This window comes from Streptomyces sp. NPDC051567 (genome assembly GCF_044454165.1).
Lineage (GTDB): Bacteria > Actinomycetota > Actinomycetes > Streptomycetales > Streptomycetaceae > Streptomyces.
This window is the reverse complement of record NZ_JBITDK010000018.1, coordinates 76,758-93,182: the sequence shown is the minus strand read 5'-3', so window position 1 is coordinate 93,182 and position 16,425 is coordinate 76,758. Positions and strand designations below refer to the sequence as shown.

16 protein-coding genes are annotated in these 16,425 nt (G+C 74.8%); 12 read left to right on the top strand and 4 right to left on the bottom strand.

The window, feature by feature from the left end:
* Positions 1 to 164: 164 nt before the first annotated feature.
* The 3 genes from ACIA5F_RS20495 (at position 165) to ACIA5F_RS20485 (ending at position 3,345) form a co-directional block, all read left to right on the top strand.
* Positions 165 to 1,526, top strand: coding sequence for an FAD-dependent oxidoreductase (locus ACIA5F_RS20495; RefSeq protein ID WP_399354911.1), 1,362 nt, complete (start codon positions 165 to 167; stop codon positions 1,524 to 1,526).
* 51 nt (positions 1,527 to 1,577) lie between these two features.
* Positions 1,578 to 2,372 (top strand): NADPH-dependent F420 reductase, encoded by a 795-nt coding sequence (locus tag ACIA5F_RS20490; protein ID WP_399354909.1) that lies wholly within the window; start codon positions 1,578 to 1,580, stop codon positions 2,370 to 2,372.
* Between the two features lie 337 nt (positions 2,373 to 2,709).
* Entirely contained in the window at positions 2,710 to 3,345 is a 636-nt protein-coding gene (locus tag ACIA5F_RS20485; RefSeq protein WP_399354907.1) for a class I SAM-dependent methyltransferase, read from the top strand.
* A 52-nt stretch (positions 3,346 to 3,397) separates the two neighbouring features.
* On the opposite strand, the gene ACIA5F_RS20480 is transcribed toward ACIA5F_RS20485, so the two are convergent.
* Positions 3,398 to 3,910, bottom strand: coding sequence for a DinB family protein (locus ACIA5F_RS20480; protein ID WP_399354905.1), 513 nt, complete (start codon positions 3,908 to 3,910; stop codon positions 3,398 to 3,400).
* Between the two features lie 326 nt (positions 3,911 to 4,236).
* On the opposite strand from ACIA5F_RS20480, the gene ACIA5F_RS20475 reads away from it, so the two are divergent.
* Positions 4,237 to 5,988, top strand: a complete 1,752-nt coding sequence (locus ACIA5F_RS20475) for a glycosyl hydrolase family 18 protein (RefSeq protein ID WP_399354904.1) — start codon at positions 4,237 to 4,239, stop codon at positions 5,986 to 5,988.
* A 59-nt stretch (positions 5,989 to 6,047) separates the two neighbouring features.
* Here the strand turns inward: ACIA5F_RS20475 and ACIA5F_RS20470 are convergent, their stop codons facing one another.
* Positions 6,048 to 8,132 carry a galactose oxidase-like domain-containing protein gene (locus ACIA5F_RS20470; RefSeq protein WP_399354902.1) on the bottom strand — a complete coding sequence of 695 codons (2,085 nt, stop codon included), beginning with the start codon at positions 8,130 to 8,132 and terminating at the stop codon, positions 6,048 to 6,050.
* Between the two features lie 123 nt (positions 8,133 to 8,255).
* Positions 8,256 to 8,498 (bottom strand): hypothetical protein, encoded by a 243-nt coding sequence (locus ACIA5F_RS20465; RefSeq protein WP_399354899.1) that lies wholly within the window; start codon positions 8,496 to 8,498, stop codon positions 8,256 to 8,258.
* 398 nt (positions 8,499 to 8,896) lie between these two features.
* Between ACIA5F_RS20465 and ACIA5F_RS20460 the strand changes: the two genes are divergently transcribed.
* On the top strand, positions 8,897 to 9,106 hold the full coding sequence (locus tag ACIA5F_RS20460) for an acyl-CoA carboxylase epsilon subunit (protein ID WP_399354897.1): 210 nt from the start codon (positions 8,897 to 8,899) through the stop codon (positions 9,104 to 9,106).
* Positions 9,107 to 9,156: 50 nt separating this feature from the next.
* On the opposite strand, the gene ACIA5F_RS20455 is transcribed toward ACIA5F_RS20460, so the two are convergent.
* Positions 9,157 to 10,788: an FAD-dependent oxidoreductase gene (locus ACIA5F_RS20455; protein ID WP_399354896.1), complete on the bottom strand. Its 1,632-nt coding sequence runs from the start codon at positions 10,786 to 10,788 to the stop codon at positions 9,157 to 9,159.
* A gap of 264 nt (positions 10,789 to 11,052) precedes the next feature.
* On the opposite strand from ACIA5F_RS20455, the gene ACIA5F_RS20450 reads away from it, so the two are divergent.
* From ACIA5F_RS20450 to ACIA5F_RS20420, 7 genes are all read left to right on the top strand, one after another.
* The gene (locus ACIA5F_RS20450; protein ID WP_399354894.1) at positions 11,053 to 12,186 is read left to right on the top strand and encodes a SchA/CurD-like domain-containing protein; all 1,134 of its coding nucleotides are present in this window, start codon (positions 11,053 to 11,055) and stop codon (positions 12,184 to 12,186) included.
* 104 nt (positions 12,187 to 12,290) lie between these two features.
* Positions 12,291 to 12,734 (top strand): cupin domain-containing protein, encoded by a 444-nt coding sequence (locus ACIA5F_RS20445; protein WP_399354892.1) that lies wholly within the window; start codon positions 12,291 to 12,293, stop codon positions 12,732 to 12,734.
* Entirely contained in the window at positions 12,731 to 14,002 is a 1,272-nt protein-coding gene (locus ACIA5F_RS20440; protein ID WP_399354890.1) for a beta-ketoacyl-[acyl-carrier-protein] synthase family protein, read from the top strand. The genes ACIA5F_RS20445 and ACIA5F_RS20440 overlap by 4 nt, the downstream gene beginning before the upstream one ends.
* A complete protein-coding gene (locus ACIA5F_RS20435; RefSeq protein ID WP_399354888.1) occupies positions 13,999 to 15,240 on the top strand; it encodes a beta-ketoacyl synthase N-terminal-like domain-containing protein in 1,242 nt (413 codons plus the stop codon). The genes ACIA5F_RS20440 and ACIA5F_RS20435 overlap by 4 nt, the downstream gene beginning before the upstream one ends.
* 16 nt (positions 15,241 to 15,256) lie before the next feature.
* On the top strand, positions 15,257 to 15,511 hold the full coding sequence (locus ACIA5F_RS20430; RefSeq protein WP_399354886.1) for an acyl carrier protein: 255 nt from the start codon (positions 15,257 to 15,259) through the stop codon (positions 15,509 to 15,511).
* 1 nt (position 15,512) lies between these two features.
* Positions 15,513 to 15,992, top strand: coding sequence for an SRPBCC family protein (locus tag ACIA5F_RS20425; RefSeq protein WP_399354884.1), 480 nt, complete (start codon positions 15,513 to 15,515; stop codon positions 15,990 to 15,992).
* Between the two features lie 19 nt (positions 15,993 to 16,011).
* Positions 16,012 to 16,344 (top strand): TcmI family type II polyketide cyclase, encoded by a 333-nt coding sequence (locus ACIA5F_RS20420; protein WP_399354882.1) that lies wholly within the window; start codon positions 16,012 to 16,014, stop codon positions 16,342 to 16,344.
* Positions 16,345 to 16,425 lie beyond the last annotated feature (81 nt).

The following is a 16,425-nucleotide window of genomic DNA, read 5'->3' as shown; positions in this document are numbered from 1 at the left end:
CGCGGGAACGCCCGCGCCGGGGGTGTGCGACCCTGTGAGGGGCCTGGTGGGGTCATAACTTTTGGTTATGGGGTCATAAACAGACACCGGGTGTCGGGTAAGGTTTGCCTTAGTTTAAGGTTTCCCTTGATCCAGCTTGCTGTCGCTCGAAGGGAACCTTTGTCATGCCTCGCCCCCTGCGGGTAGCAATCGTCGGTGCCGGTCCCGCAGGGATCTACGCCGCCGACGCGCTGCTGAAGTCCGAGGCCGCCGCCGATCCCGGTGTGTCCATCGACCTCTTCGAGAGAATGCCGGCGCCCTTCGGGCTGATCCGGTACGGCGTGGCCCCCGACCACCCGCGGATCAAGGGCATCATCACCGCCCTGCACCAGGTGCTCGACAAGCCGCAGGTCCGCCTCTTCGGCAACGTGGACTACCCGAACGACATCAGCCTCGACGAGCTGCACACGTTCTACGACGCCGTGATCTTCTCCACCGGCGCCACGGCCGACCGCGCGCTCACCATCCCGGGCATCGAGCTCGACGGCTCCTACGGCGCCGCCGACTTCGTCTCCTGGTACGACGGGCACCCGGACGTCCCGCGCACCTGGCCGCTGGAAGCGCGGAAGGTCGCCGTCCTCGGCGTCGGCAACGTCGCCCTGGACGTGGCCCGCATCCTGGCCAAGACGGCCGAGGAACTGCTCCCGACGGAGATCCCGCCCAACGTCCACGAGGGCCTGAAGGCCAACAAGGCGCTCGAAGTGCACGTCTTCGGCCGCCGGGGCCCGGCGCAGGCCAAGTTCAGCCCGATGGAGCTGCGGGAGCTGGACCACTCGCCGAACATCGAGGTCATCGTCAACCCCGAGGACATCGACTACGACGAGGGCTCGATCGCCGCCCGCCGCGCCAACAAGCAGGCGGACATGGTCGCGAAGACCCTGGAGAACTGGGCGATCCGCGACATCGGCGACCGTCCGCACAAGCTCTTCCTGCACTTCTTCGAATCGCCCTCCGAGGTGCTCGGCGAGGACGGCAAGGTCGTGGGGCTGCGCACCGAGCGCACCGAGCTCGACGGCACCGGCAACGTCAAGGGCACCGGCGAGTTCCACACCTGGGACGTCCAGGCCGTCTACCGGGCGGTGGGCTACCTCTCGGACGAGCTGGCCAAGCTGCCCTGGGACGTCGGGACCGGCACGGTCCCGGACGAGGGCGGCCGGGTCGTCGAGGCCGGTGAGCACCTGGCGTCGACCTACGTGACCGGCTGGATCAGGCGCGGCCCGGTCGGTCTGATCGGCCACACCAAGGGCGACGCCAACGAGACCGTCGCCAACCTCCTCGCCGACCACGCGCAGGGCCGCCTGCGCACGCCCGCCTCGCCCGGGCCGGACGCGGTGGAGTCCTTCCTCTCCGGGCGGAGCATCCGCTACACGACCTGGGAAGGCTGGCACCGCCTGGACGCGGCGGAGAAGGCCCTCGGCGAGCCCCAGGGCCGCGAGCGCGTGAAGATCGTCGAGCGTGAGGGCATGCTCGGGGCGAGCGGAGCCTGACCCCTCCCGCGGGGCCGGTACCGGGCGGTGTCCCGGTACCGGCCCCGCGGCATGTCCGGGTCACGGCCAGGTCCCCGGGTCCTCCGTACGGGGGACCGCGGGGGCGGGGCGGAATGCCGTGCGGGTCACGGGAGTTCGTACAGGACGCGACACCCGACCACCCCGTACGCATCTGGAGAGCTCATGAAGATCGGCATCATCGGAGCGGGCCACATCGGCGGCAACCTGACCCGCCGGCTCACCGCCCTCGGGCACGACGTGTCCGTGGCGAACTCGCGCGGCCCCCGGAGCCTGGCCGCGCTCGCCGAGGAGACCGGCGCCACCCCCGTCACCGTCGCCGAGGCGGCCCGGGGCGCCGAGGTCGTCGTGGTCACCATCCCGTTCAAGAACGTGCCGGACCTGCCCCCGGGCGTCCTCGACGGGGCCGCCGAGGGCTTCGCCGTCATCGACACCGGCAACTACTACCCGCAGGAGCGCGACGGCCGGATCGCCGGGATCGAGGACGAGGGCCTGACCGAGAGCCGCTGGACCGAGCGCCACCTCGGCCACCCGGTGATCAAGGCGTTCAACGGCACCTACGCCCAGGACATCCTGGACCGGCCGCTCCCGGAGGGCTCCCCGGACCGGCTGGCCCTGCCGGTCGCGGGCGACGACGAGGCGGCGAAGCGGACCGTACGGGCCCTCATCGGGGAACTCGGCTTCGACACCGTCGACGCGGGCGGCCTCGACGACTCCTGGCGCCAGCAGCCGGGCACCCCGGTCTACGGACTCCAGGAGGGCGTGGACGCCGTCACCAAGGCGCTCGCCGAAGCCTCCCCGGAGCGCCTCGCGGAACTCCGGGGCTGAGGAACGGGCCCGGTCCGGGGCCCGGGGCGGGCGGGACGACCGGCGCGCGCTTGCGCTCCGGCGCCCGCAACGGCCGCGCCCTCGCCGTCCTCGTACCCGGCCGGCGGCCGGTCGGGGAGCGGCCCGTGAGGGAACGCGTCGGCCCCGCCCACCGGGGCGCCGCGCGGCTCTTGCGCCCGGCGGCCCCGGGCGCCCGCCCGTACGCCGTAGCCCACCTGCGGACGGTCCCCGGGCACCCGTAGCGGTCCACCGGTGGGCGTGGGAACGGCCCGGCGCGGGCACAACCTTCCCGTCGGGCCCGGTTGCGGGTCCCGGGCGGCGAGCGTGAGGAGCGAGGGTGGCGACGAAGGGGACCGAGTCCGCGGCAGAGGTGTTCGACGCGCTCGGCGCGCGGTACGAGGACGCGTTCCGCGGCCTGCCCGGACGGCTGGCCGCGCTGGACTGGCTCACCGCCCGGCTCCCGTCCGGTGCCCGGGTGCTGGACGCGGGCAGCGGCACGGGCCGTCCGGCGGCCGAGGCGCTGGTACGGGCCGGCTGCGAGGTGACGGGCATCGACGTCTCGGCCGAGATGGTCGCCCTGGCGCGGGCCAGGGTCCCGCAGGCCCGGTTCGAGCGGGCCGACGTCCGGACGTACACGCCCCCCGGGGCCGGGTTCGACGCGGTGTGCTCCTTCTTCACGCTGCTGGTGATGGACCGGCCGGAGATGGAGGCGGCGCTGGAGCGCATGGTGTCCTGGGTGGTGCCGGGCGGGTACTTCGTCATGGCCACCGTGCCCGGTGACATCCGCGGTCTCGACCTCGTCTGGATGGGCCACCGGATCACGGTCTCCAGCCTGTCCACCGAGGAACACCTGCGCAGGCTGGCCGGGCTGGGGCTGGAGGTGCTCCACCACCACACGGCGCTCTTCCGGCCCGAGGACGGGACGGCCGGGCCCGAGGAACACCTCTTCGTCCACGCCCGCCGCCCGGAGTGAACCGGCGGCCCCCGGCCGGCCGGTGCCCCCTCGGGCCGTCACCGGCCGCAGGTCAGCGGCCCCGCTCCAGCAGGCCCCGTACGTAGGCGGCCTGGCCCGCGTGCTGGAGGTCGTCGCTCACCACGCTGACCAGGCGGACCCCCAGGGTGACCGGGGGGTCCCAGCCCTCGTCGACGACCCGGTCCAGATCGGCGGCGGTCAGGCCCCGGACGAACCGCAGGGTCTGCGCGTGCACCGCCTCGAAGTACTCCAGCAGCGGCTCGCCCGAGCCGACCGAGACCGCGCCGGCCTGCCGGGGCGTGTGCCCGTACCCCGTGGAACCGGCGGGCAGGGCGAAGCCGAACCGGTCCGCCCACCCCTGCGCGTCCCAGACCTGGGGCAACTCCGCCGCGTCCGCGACGTGGTCGTCCTGGACCCGGGTCAGGTGCCAGACCAGCCAGGCGACCGAGTTGGCCGCCGGTCCGGCGCGGGCGTTGAGCCGGTGCGCCGGGAGCCCCCCGACCACCTCGTGGACCACCTCCCGGACGCGCCCGAATCCGTCGGCGATGACCTCCGTGGCCTTCATGCACCGTCCCCAGCCGTGTCCGTGTCCGTGTTCATGTCCGGTATCCGTATCCGTATCCGTGCCCGCGACCACCATGCGAGCCGCCCCGGCCCGTCCGCCGCGCACGACACGGCGGCGGCCGGGTGGTTTCCGCCGCCGCGTGGTCCGCAGCGGCTTCGCGCGGCCCCGCAGAGAGAGGTCCGAGAGGCGTACGGGTCCCAGGTGACGTGGGAAAACGTGGGGGAACGGGGCCGTCCGGCCCACGTGGTCCAGACCCTTGACCTGTAGGTGGTCCAGACCAATCATGAGGCGTTCGCCCGTTCATCCGCACCCCACCGGGAGCATCGATGAGACGTCCCAGGTCCCCCCACGCCCTCATGGCCGCCTTCGCCACGCTCGTCGCGTCGGCCGGCCTCGTCCTCGGCACCGGCGCCGCCGCGCAGGCCGCGACGCCCCTGCCCGCGCACGTCTTCGCGCCCTACTTCCAGGCGTACTCCTCGGACAGCCCCGCCGATCTCGCCCAGCGAGCCGGCGTCACGTACCTCACCATGGCCTTCGTCCAGACCGAGGCCAAGGGCTCCTGCACCCCGTACTGGAACGGCAGCACGGCGCAGCCCGTCACCCCCGCCGTCTTCGGCGCTGACTTCACCACCCTCCGCGCCCGCGGCGGCGACGTCATCCCCTCCTTCGGCGGCTACGCGGCCGACAACGGGGGCACCGAGATCGCCGACAGCTGCACCAGCGTGGACGCCGTCGCCGCCGCCTACCAGAAGGTCGTCACCACCTACGACGTCGCCCGCCTCGACATGGACATCGAGGACAACTCGCTCACGAACAAGGCGGGTGTCGACCGCCGCAACCAGGCCATCAAGAAGGTCCAGGACTGGGCCGCGGCCACCGGCCGCCCCCTGCAGATCTCCTACACCCTGCCCACCACCACGAGCGGCCTCGCGAGCAGCGGCCTCGCGGTCCTCAAGAGCGCCAAGGCCGCGGGCGCGCGGGTCGACGTCGTGAACCTGATGACCTTCGACTACTACGACGGCGCCACCCACGACATGGCGGCCGACACCAGGTCCGCCGCCACCGGGCTCTACGGCCAGCTCGCCGCCCTCTACCCGGACAAGACCCCCGCCCAGCTCTGGGGCATGATCGGCGTCACCGAGATGCCCGGCATCGACGACTACGGCCCCGCCGAGACCTTCACCACCGCCGACGCCACCGCCGTCCGCGACTGGGCCACCGCCCAGGGCATCAACACCCTCTCGATCTGGGCCCTCCAGCGCGACAACGGCGGCTGCCCGGGCACGGCGGGCTCCGACACCTGCTCGGGCATCGTCCAGGACCCGTGGTACTTCAGCCACGCCTTCGCGCCCTTCACCGGCCCCGGCGGGCCCGTCGCCGACGACTTCTCCCTCGCCGTCGCCCCCGGTTCGGCCTCCGTGGCCCCCGGCGGCTCCGCCACCGCCACCGTCACCACGGCCGTGACCTCGGGCAGTGCCAGGACCCTCGCGCTGACGGTGACCGGCGCGCCCGTCGCCGGGGTGAACGCCACCCTCAGCCCCGCCTCGGTGACCGCCGGGGGCTCGGCCCGGCTGACGGTGACCGTCGACGCCTCCGCCGTGCCGGGCACCTACCCCCTCACCCTCACCGCGACCGCGGGCACCCTCAGCCGCACGGCCGCCTTCACCCTCACCGTCTCCGGGCCGGGCGGCTCCACCGGAGCCGTCGTCAACGGCGGCTTCGAGAGCGGCTCCCTCGCGCCCTGGACCTGCGAGAGCGGCGGCGCGGTGGTGCAGACCCCGGCGCACGGGGGCTCGTACGCGCTGAGGAGCGCGCCGGGCGCCGCGCAGACCGGCGAGTGCGCGCAGAGCCTGACCCTCGTGCCCAACACCGCCTACACGCTCAGCGGCTGGGTGCAGGGCGGCTACAGCTACCTCGGGGTCCGGGGCTCCGCCACCGCCAGCACGTGGACCGGCTCCACCGGCTGGACGAAACTGACCGTGCCGTTCACGACCGGCGCCTCGGGCCAGGTCACCGTCTACCTGCACGGCTGGTACGGGCAGAGCGCCGTCTACGGGGACGACCTCACCGTCAGCTAGCCCGATACCGACCGACCGAGCCGACCGGCGGTCGGTCGGTCGGCTCGGTCCGCCCGGGTTCACCGGCCGCCGCCGAGCTTCACCCACTTCGCGGTGCTGGGGACACCCGCCGCGTCGAGCAGGAACAGCATGTAGAAACCGGGCGGGGCGTCGGCCGCGCCCGGGGGCGTGCGCAGCCCGACCGAGTCCCCCCGGGCGCCGGTGACCGTCAGCTCCAGATGGCGCTGGCTGGTGTTCACCGCGTGGGTGGCCGTCGTCGGCGCCAGCAGCACCGCGCGCGCGACCCGGGCGGCGGTGGAACTCCCGACCCGGAACTCCGCCCCGTACCCCAGCTCGCCCGCCGGGACCCGGTCGAGCGCCGGACGGCCGCCCCGGTGCAGGTAGGCGGGCTCGTACAGCTCGATGCTGCCGTCCATGGCGTCCGTGATGTCGGGGTCGTTGGCGATCTGCTGGAGCTCGTCCCCGGTCACCATCACCCGGCCGTCCGGCAGGACCAGGGCGTTGGAGTGGTAGCCCCGGGGCAGCCGCTGGGCGGGGCCGAGCCGCCAGTGGCCGTCCGCGCCGCGCAGCTCGGTCCGCCGGTACTTGAGGTCGGCCCGCGGGTTGAACGGGCCGTGTCCGTAGTCCCGGGTGCTGAGGGCGCCGTTGACGGTGAGCAGCGTGCCGTCCGGCAGGATCAGCGTGTCGTCCTGGGTCCGGCCGAAGGCGCGCGGCTCCTCGGTGCTCCACCGCCCGCCGGAGAGCCGGTAGGTGTGCGGGTCGTGCGGGTCGCCGCCGAGCACCAGGACGGAGTCCGGGCCGCGCACCCCGGCGGGCAGGGGCACGGCGGAGCCGTAGCCGCGGAAGTCCGCGGGCCGCCGGGGCAGGCCGGTCCGGACCTCCGTGACCGGGTCGAACACCCACTGCTGGTCGGCGTCGCGGCCGAGCCCGTAGATCCGGCCGTCCCGCAGCGAGAACAGGTGCGGGTAGTCGTTGCGGAACGGGGCGTCGGCCCGCAGCCGCTCCGACGCCAGGCCCACCGGGATGTCGTACGTCCGCCGGGGCACCGGGTGGCGCAGCGCCGGGAACCGCTCGACGACCGGGGTGGGGGTCCCCGTACCCCGTTCGGACTGGCCGGACATGATGACCAGACGGCCGTCGGCGCCGGCCACCACCGAGGGGTACCAGCGGCCCACCATCATGTCGCGGTTGCGGAACCAGGTCTCGGTCCACGGGTCGAAGACGAAGGAGAGCCGGGCGCCGCTGCCGCCCTTCCCGCCCGCGTTGCCGCCGAAGACCCCGACCATGCCGTTGGGCAGGAAGGCGTGCCCGGCGCAGAAGAACGGCGCCGGACGCGGGACGTACGAGCCGTCCGGCATCAGGACGGTCGGCGGCGGGACCTTCCGGAAGGCCCGCGCCCCGGTGCCCTTGGCCGGGTCCCAGAGGAAGGCGCGGCCCGCGTTGGTCCTGCCGGTCCGGTCGGTGGGCCCGGTCTCCTTGGTGGGGTCGGTCTCCACCCGCTCGAAGGAGAAGAGCAGCACCTTGCCCGTGGGCAGCTGGGCGACGTGGACACCGAAGTCGGGGGAGGGGAAGTACGCGGTGAACCGGCCGGACCCGGCCGCCGTGAAAGCGGCGTTGGTCTCGCGCTGGGAGGCCGTGAGCGCGGCCAGGCTCGCGGTACGGGCCGACTGCGGGTACGTTCCGGCGCCCGCGACCGCCTGCCGCCGCCCGGCGTGCGCCCGCGCGTGCTCCTCGCCGAGCACCGCCGCCTCACCGGGCGGGACCGCTCCGGCGCCGCCGTCCGGGGCGTGGCCCCCGGGGTGGCCCGCCGGTTGGTCCGCCGCTGAGGGGCGCGGCGGGTGGTGGTGCGGGTGGTGCGCGCCGCCGTCCGTGGGGCGGAGCGCGGACCGGGGGGCCGCGGCGGCGGCCGGGAGGGCCGGTCCCGCCGCGGCGGCGAGGGCGCACGCCAGCGCGCAGACGGCCGACAGCACGGCGGAGCCCCGCGCCCGGTACGGCCGCCCCGCGCCGCGGGCCGGCCCCGGGGCCGCGGCCCGGAGCCCGCCGCCGCCCCCGGTGTCCGTCGTGGTCGTGGTCCCGGCCGCGGGCCCGCTCCCGGCCGTGGTGCCGGTTCCGGTCGTGGCCCCGGTCGCGAACTGGCCCGGCATGCACGCTCCTCTTCCTGATCGTGTGCGCCCGCGCGCGTCCGGCGCGGGCGTGTGCGCGGGCGGCGCCGCGCGGTGTCCCGGTGGGCGCGGGCGCCGTCGACCCGCGCCGCCGGGTCCGCGCGCTCAGCGCGGAGGGCCGAGCACCTCCTCGGCGCCGGGCAGGTCGCGCGGGTCGGCGGCCCTCCCCCTCAGGGGCAGCAGCCGTTCGAGCGGGCACGGCGCGGGCATCTCGTGGTCGACCTCCCACTCGCCGACCTGGCTCCCGGCCCGCCCGGCCGCGCCCCGCCCCCCGCCCCGGTCGACGGTGCAGACGGCGTACAGATGGCCCGAGCAGCCCCGGCAGGTCAGGGGCGGGCGGCCGGTCACGGTCCTCCGGGCGGCCGGCCCGGCCGCCCGCCGCCGGACCCGTACCGGTACCCGCCGGACCCGTACCGGTACCCGCCGGACCCGTACCGGTACCCGCCGGACCCGTACCGGTACCCGCCGGACCCGTACCGGTACCCGCCGAATCCGCGCCCGGACCCGCCGGGCCCGGACGGGCCGGTTCGCGGACCTCCCGGAATGCCGGGTGCGCCGCGCGCTTGTAGCGTCGGTGGCGTCAGGAGTCCCCGCGACCCGACGAGGGCGCCCCGGCCGGTCCGTACCGTCCGGGCCGGTCCCGCCGCCGCGAAGGGTCCCCCGCGCGCGGCCCGCGTCACCACCGGACCGGTTCCCCGCCCGCGCGGCCGGGCGCACGCGCGCTCCCCGTACGAGAGGCCATGCCGATGTCCGACGACGTCCCCATAGCGAACCTGCTCCGCGTCGAGAAGGGCCGGGCCGCCCCCGAGGAACTGGCCGCCGTCGCGGTCGTGGTCGCCTGCCTGGCCCGGCGCCCCGCCCCCCGCCCGGCGCACCGTACCGGCTCCGCGCCGCGCCGCAGCGCCCCCGCCGGGCGGGCCGCCGGCTGCTGGGCGGGCTGCTGGGCGTGCGGATGAGTCCGCTGCGCCGGCCGTGCGGGCGGCCGGCGCAGCGGGAAGGGCGGCGCTCACGCCCGGCGCAGCACCGTAGAGAGGACCTCGGACAGCGCGGCCCGGGGATCGGACACGGCGCCCTCGGAGCGCCACGCCACGAACCCGTCCGGGCGGACGAGGACGGCTCCGGCCTCCGTCGTCCCGTGCTCCTCGGCCCAGTCGGCGCCGTTCTCCGGGACCAGGTCCGCGTCGGGCGCGGAACCGACGGTCCAGGCGTCCAGCCGCACCGACAGCTGCGCGGCCACCCGCTCCGCCGCCGCCTTCCAGGGCGTCCCCGCGCCGCTGAGCAGCACGAACGACCGCTCGTACAGGTCGAGCGTGGAGATCCGCGCACCCGCGCGGGCCAGCCACAGGTGCGGGGCCCGGGTGCCGACGTCACCCTTCAGGCGCAGCGCCTGAGGGATCACCGGCCGGTCCGGGTCGCCGCCGACGACCGCGCCGCGCGGGTAGCAGTAGCCCATCGCCGTGACGAGGACCCCGCTGCCCGGACCGCCGCCCGCCGTGGGCGGCGGCGCGTACCCCGGGTGGCTGTGCTCGGCCGAACGGGCCGAGGCGCGCTCGCTCGTGGCCCGCGCCACCGGCAGCCGTTCGGCCTCGTAGGTGTCGAGCAGCGCGGCCCCCGCCGACCCGTCCAGCACCGCCGCGATCTTCCAGGCCAGGTTGTGCGCGTCCTGGATGCCGGTGTTGGACCCGAAGGCCCCGGTGGGGGCCATCTCGTGGGCCGCGTCCCCGGCGAGGAAGACCCGGCCCGCGCCGTAGCTCCGCGCCACCCGTTCGGCGGCGTGCCAGGGCGCCTTGCCGCCGATCTCCACATCCAGGTCCGCGGCGCCGATCGCCCGGCGGATCTGCTCCGCGCAGCGCTCGTCGGTGAAGTCCTCCAGGGTCTCGCCCCGGTCCGGGTGCCAGGGCGCGTGGAAGACCCACCGGGTGTCGTTGTCCACCGGCAGCAGCGCCCCGTCCGCGCCCGGACGCATCAGGTAGCAGACGATGAAGCGCAGGTCGCCCAGGACCGTGGCGAGCCGCTCCGAGCGGAAGGTGATGCTCACGTTGTGGAACAGCTCGCCGCTGCCCGTCCGGGTGATGCCCAGCTGCTCCCGGACCGGGCTGCGCGGGCCGTCCGCCGCGATCAGGAAGTCCGCGCGCACGGTGGTGTGCTCGCCCGTCTCCCGGTTCTTCAGCAGGGCGTCCACCCCCGTCGCGTCCTGCTCGAAACTCATCAGTTCGGTGGAGAACCGCACCTCGGCGCCCTGTGCGGCGCTCTGTTCCGCCAGCACCGGCTCGATGTTGTTCTGACTGCACAGGCACCAGCCGGTCGGGCTGAAACGCCGCAGCGCCCCGCCCGGGTCGACCGATCTGACCAGCCAGGTGTGCTCGCCGCCGGTCAGCGACTGCGTCTGCAGAATGCCCTGGTTCTCCTCCAGTACGGACGCCGCCCGGCGGATCTCGTCCTCGGCGCCCGCCGTGCGGAACAGCTCCATCGTCCGGGCGTTGACGCCCCGGCCGCGCGGGTGCTCGGAGGTGGCTGCGTGCTTCTCGACCAGCAGGTGCCTGATCCCGTGGCGGCTCAGGAACAGCGAGGTGGACAGGCCCACGAGGGAGCCGCCCACGACGAGAACCGGTACGCGAACATCGGCGTTGTCTTCCATCAGCTGCGGGCTCCTGTTTTCTGTGCGGGGGAGTGGACTCCTTATGCCCCCGATCGTCGATCAAGCCCAGGCGATTCGCCCGTTGTCACCCGCTTGATCCGGACATGTAGCGATACCTGCCCGCCCGGATGACGATGAGCGACAGCGGTTCCCTCCGGGGACACGGCGGCCCGCCGCTCCGGCCGGGGCCCCGGCCGGAGGCCGCCGGTGACGGACGAGGTCCGTACGCGACCGGGCTCCACGCCCCCACGAAGGAGTGAGCAGATGACAACCACCCTGTCCGAACGGGTGTCGCAGTCCGCCTTCGACGGCTCCCTGCTCCGGGTCGTCCTCCTGCTGGACCTCCACGAAGGGGCCCAGCGGCAGTTCTTCGAGGCGTACGAGCAACTCCGCCACGACATCGCGTCGGTCCCCGGCCACATCGGCGACCAGCTGTGCCAGTCCTTCGAGAACCCCTCCCAGTGGCTCATCACCAGCGAGTGGGAGAGCGCCCCCCAGTACCTGGCCTGGGTCAACAGCGACCACCACGCCGAACAGGTGAGGCCACTGGGCGCCTGCGCCCGCTCCATGCGCCCGCTCAAGTTCACCGTGCTGCGCGAGACCGGCCGGGGCTACGACCGGGCGACGCGCCCCACGGCCCGGCTCCAGCCCGCGCCCCGCCTCGGCGCCGACCTCGTCCGCCACGCCCTCACCTTCACCGTCCGGCCGGGCAGCGAGAAGGAGGTCGCGGAGATCCTCTCCGGCTACGCCTCCCCGGCCGCCCGGGTCGACGAGCACACCCGGCTGCGGCGCACCAGCCTCTTCATGCACGGCAACCGGGTCGTGCGGACCGTGGAGGTCCAGGGCGACCTGACGGCCGCGCTGCGCCATGTGGCGCAGCAGCCCGAGGTGCGCGCCGTCGAGGAGGCCGTCAACCCCTACCTGGAGCAGGACCGGAACCTGGACGACCCGGAGTCCGCCCGGATGTTCTTCATGCGCGCCGGGCTCCCGGCCGTCCACCACGTCGCCGCGGCGGAGGCGGACCCCGCCGGCACGGAGCGGCACGCGCTCCTCTACCCGGCCCGGCCCGGCTGCGGTCCCGCGCTCGCCCGGTTCCTGGCCCGCCAGGACGAGGCCGCCGCGCACCGCCCCGCGGACCCCGTGCGCAGCAGCAGCATCTTCCAGCGCGACGACCTCGTCGTCCGGCTGATCGACGTGCGCGGCCCGCTCGACGCCGACCCCGAGGCGGTCCTCGGCGTCCGCGGCCCGCGCAAGGCCGCCGTCCTCGAACGGCTGACGACCGGACCCGCCACCCCGGCCGGAGCCCCGGCGCCCACCCCGGCCGAGGCCCGCGCGCGGGCCGCCGCGCACCGCACCATGCGGCTGATCACCGACCGCCACGCCCCCGCGCCGTCCTGACCCGCACCGTCCTGACCCACGCCGCCCGCCCCCTTGCCCCGCCCCCTCGCCTCCAGCCCCCCACCAGCACCGTCCAGGCTCCAGCCGCCGGGAGGAACCCCGTCATGACCACACATCACCCACGCATCGTGGACCTCGGCCAAACACCGCCCAACCGCAGGCGCGGCGGCGACGTACGGGCCCTGCTCACCCCGACGACGGTGGGCTCCACCAGCGGTTTCATGGGTCTGGCCGTCATGGCCCCCGGTGAGTCCATCGCCGAGCACTACCACCCGTACTCCGAGGAGTTCGTGTACGTGGTCACCGGCCTGCTGGAGGTCGACCTCGACGGCGAGACCCACCCGCTCCACGCCGACCAGGGACTCCTGATCCCCGTCGACATGCGCCACCGGTTCCGCAACGTCGGCGACGCCGAGGCCCGGATGGTCTTCCACCTCGGACCGCTCGCCCCCCGACCGGAGTTCGGCCACGTCGACACCGAACAGGCCGCGCCCCCCCGGCAGGACACCGCCACGGAGCCCCCGGACCGCAGCGGAGCGCTCTCGTGACCCGCCGACGGGTGGCCGTCACCGGGGTCGGCGTCGTCGCCCCCGGCGGGATCGGGGTCCCCGCCTTCTGGGACCTGCTCGCCAACGGCCGCACCGCGACCCGCGGCATCACCCTCTTCGACCCCTCGGGGTTCCGCTCCCGGATAGCCGCCGAGGTCGACTTCGACCCCGCCGCGCACGGATTCGGCCCGGACGCGGCGGCCCGCGCCGACCGGTACATCCAGTTCGCCCTGGTCGCCGCCCGCGAAGCCGTCCGCGACGCGGGCCTCGACCTCACCACGGACACCGCCTGGCGCACCGGGGTCTCCCTCGGAACCGCCGTCGGCGGCACCACCCGCCTGGAGCACGACTACACCGCCGTCAGCCAGTCCGGCAGCTGGTGGGACGTGGACCACCGCCTCGCCTCCGCCTACCTGCACCGGGCGTTCACCCCCGCCACGCTCGCCTCCGCCGTCGCGGAGGAGACGGGCGCGCGCGGCCCCGTCCAGACCGTCTCCACCGGCTGCACCTCCGGACTCGACGCCGTCGGGTACGCCGTCCACTCCATCGAGGAGGGCCGGATGGACGTCTGCGTCGCCGGGGCGTCCGACTCGCCCGTCTCCCCGATCACCGTGGCCTGCTTCGACGCCATCAAGGCGACCTCGCCCAACAACGAGGACCCGGCCCACGCCTCCCGCCCCTTCGACGCCGACCGGGACGGCTTCGTCCTCGGCGAGGGCGGCGCCGTCCTCGTCCTCGAAGAACTCGCCCACGCCCGCGCCCGCGGCGCGACCGTCCACTGCGAGATCGGCGGCTACGCCACCTTCGGCAACGCCCACCACATGACCGGGCTCACCACCGAGGGCCTGGAGATGGCCCGCGCCATAGAGACCGCCCTCGGCCACGCCCGGCTCGACGCCACCGCGATCGACTACGTCAACGCCCACGGCTCCGGCACCAAGCAGAACGACCGCCACGAGACCGCCGCGGTCAAGCGGGTCCTGCGCGACCACGCCTACCGGACCCCCATGACCTCCATCAAGTCCATGGTGGGCCACTCCCTCGGCGCCATCGGCGCGATCGAACTGGCCGCCTGCGTCCTGGCCATGACCCACCAGGTGGTGCCCCCGACCGCCAACTACGAGACCCCCGACCCCGAGTGCGACCTCGACTACGTCCCCCGCACCGCCCGCGCCCGCACCCTGCGCAGCGTGCTCTCCGTCGGCAGCGGCTTCGGCGGCTTCCAGTCCGCGGTCGTCATGACCCGTACCGGGGAGGCGGCCGCGTGACCGGCCGCACGGTCATCACGGGCCTCGGCGTCGTCGCGCCCAACGGCATCGGCGCCGACGCCTTCTGGAAGGCGACCCAGTCGGGCCTCAGCGTCCTGGACCGCATCACCCGGCCGGGGTGCGAGCACCTCCCGCTGCGCGTCGCCGGGGAGGTCCGGGGCTTCGACCCCGGCGCGCTGGTCGAGGACCGCTTCCTCGTCCAGACCGACCGCTTCACCCACCACGCCCTCGCCGCCGCCGACCTCGCCCTGGAGGACGCCCGGCTCGGCCGGGCCGACTACGAGGGCGAGCCCTTCTCCGTGGGCGTCGTCACCGCGGCCGGCTCCGGCGGCGGCGAGTTCGGCCAGCGCGAGCTGCAACGGCTCTGGGGCAAGGGACCCCGCTACGTCGGCCCGTACCAGTCCATCGCCTGGTTCTACGCCGCCAGCACCGGCCAGGTCTCCATCCGCAAGGGCCTCAAGGGCCCCTGCGGGGTCGTCGCCTCGGACGAGGCGGGCGGACTGGACGCCCTCGCGCACGCCGTCCGGGCGATCCGCCGGGGCAGCAGCCGGGCCATGCTGGCCGGAGCCACCGAGGCCCCCCTCGCGCCCTACTCCGTCGTCTGCCAGCTGGGCTACGAGGGCCTGAGCACCGAGGAGGACCCCGGGCGCGCCTACCGGCCGTTCACCGACAAGGCCGTCGGCTACGTCCCCGCCGAGGGCGGCGCGATGTTCGTCGTGGAGGACGAGACGGCCGCCCGCCGCCGCGGCGCCACCGTCCGCGCCGTCCTGGCCGGACACGCCGCGACCTTCACCGGGACCCAGCGCCGCGACAGCGCCGGTGAGGGACTGGCCCACGCGATCCGCGGCGCGCTCCGGGAGGCCCACTGCGCCCCCGAGGAGATCGACGTGGTCTTCGCGGACGCCCTGGGCACGCTACGGGCCGACACGGCCGAGGCGGCGGCGCTCGCCGACGCCCTCGGCGCCCACGGGCGCGTGGTGGCGGTCACCGCGCCCAAGACCGGCACCGGCCGGGCGTACTGCGCGGCGCCCGCCCTCGACACCGCCGCCGCGGTCCTGGCCCTGGAGCACGGCATCGTCCCGCCGACCCCGAACGTCTTCGACGTCTGCCACGACCTCGACGTGGTGACCGGCAACGCCCGCCCGGCCCCGCTGCGCACCGCGCTCGTGCTGAGCCGGGGACGGATGGGCTCGAACTCCGCGCTCGTCCTGCGCAAAGGCCCCGATTCCCCCTCGTAGGAAGAGAGAGACCCTCATGTCCGACCGACTGACCATGGAGGAGCTGGCGGCCCTGATGAAATCCGCCGGCATCACCGTCGACCCCGCCGACCTGGCGAGCCGCCCGCACTCCGCCTTCGACGACTACGGCCTCGACTCGCTGGGCCTGCTCGGCATCGTCGGCGAGCTGGAGAACCGGCGCGGGCGCGCCCTGCCGACCGACGCGGACCGCTGCAGGACACCGGGGGAGTTCCTCGACCTCGTCAACAACAGCCTCATGACGGGAGCCTGAGATGGCGGGACACACCGAGAACGAGATCACCGTCGGCGCTCCCGTGGACCTCGTCTGGGAGGTCACCAACGACCTCCCGAACTGGCCGGGGCTCTTCAGCGAGTACGCGTCGGTCGAGATCCTCGCCCAGGAGGGCGACACCACCCGGTTCCGCCTGACCATGCACCCCGACGAGAACGGCACGGTCTGGAGCTGGGTCTCGGAACGGACGGCCGACCGCGCGGGCCTCACGGTGCGCGCCCGGCGGGTCGAGACCGGGCCCTTCGCCCACATGGACATCCACTGGCAGTACTTCGCGGTGCCCGGCGGCACCCGGATGAAGTGGACCCAGGACTTCGCGATGAAACCGGACGCCCCGGTCGACGACGACGGGATGACCCGGCGCATCAACCACAACTCCCGCGTCCAGCTGGAGCTGATCCGCAGCCGCATCGAACAGCGCGAGCGCGAGAACCGCGCCCCCGCCGTCAGCCGGCTCTGAGAAGGAAGGCAGGACGCGGATGCACCGCGCTCTCATCGTCGCCCGGATGGCGCCGCAGTCGGCCCCGGACATCGCGGGCCTCTTCGCCGCCTCGGACGCGGGCGAACTGCCCCACCTGGTCGGGGTGGCCCGCCGGAGCCTGTTCCAGTTCGGCGACGTCTACCTGCACCTCATCGAGTCCGACCGGCCGCCGGGCCCCGCCATCGCCCGGGTCAGCGGCCACCAGGCGTTCCGGGACCTCAGCGACGGGCTCTCCGCGTACATCAGCCCGCACGACCCGCAGACCTGGCGCGGCCCGCAGGACGCGATGGCCCGCGAGTTCTACAGCTGGGAGAGGACCGGCGCCGGCTGACCCCGGACCGGACGGCGGGACCCGCACACCCCGTGTGCGGGTCCCGCCCCCCCGCCGGGAGGGATGCGGCGTCCGGGGTGA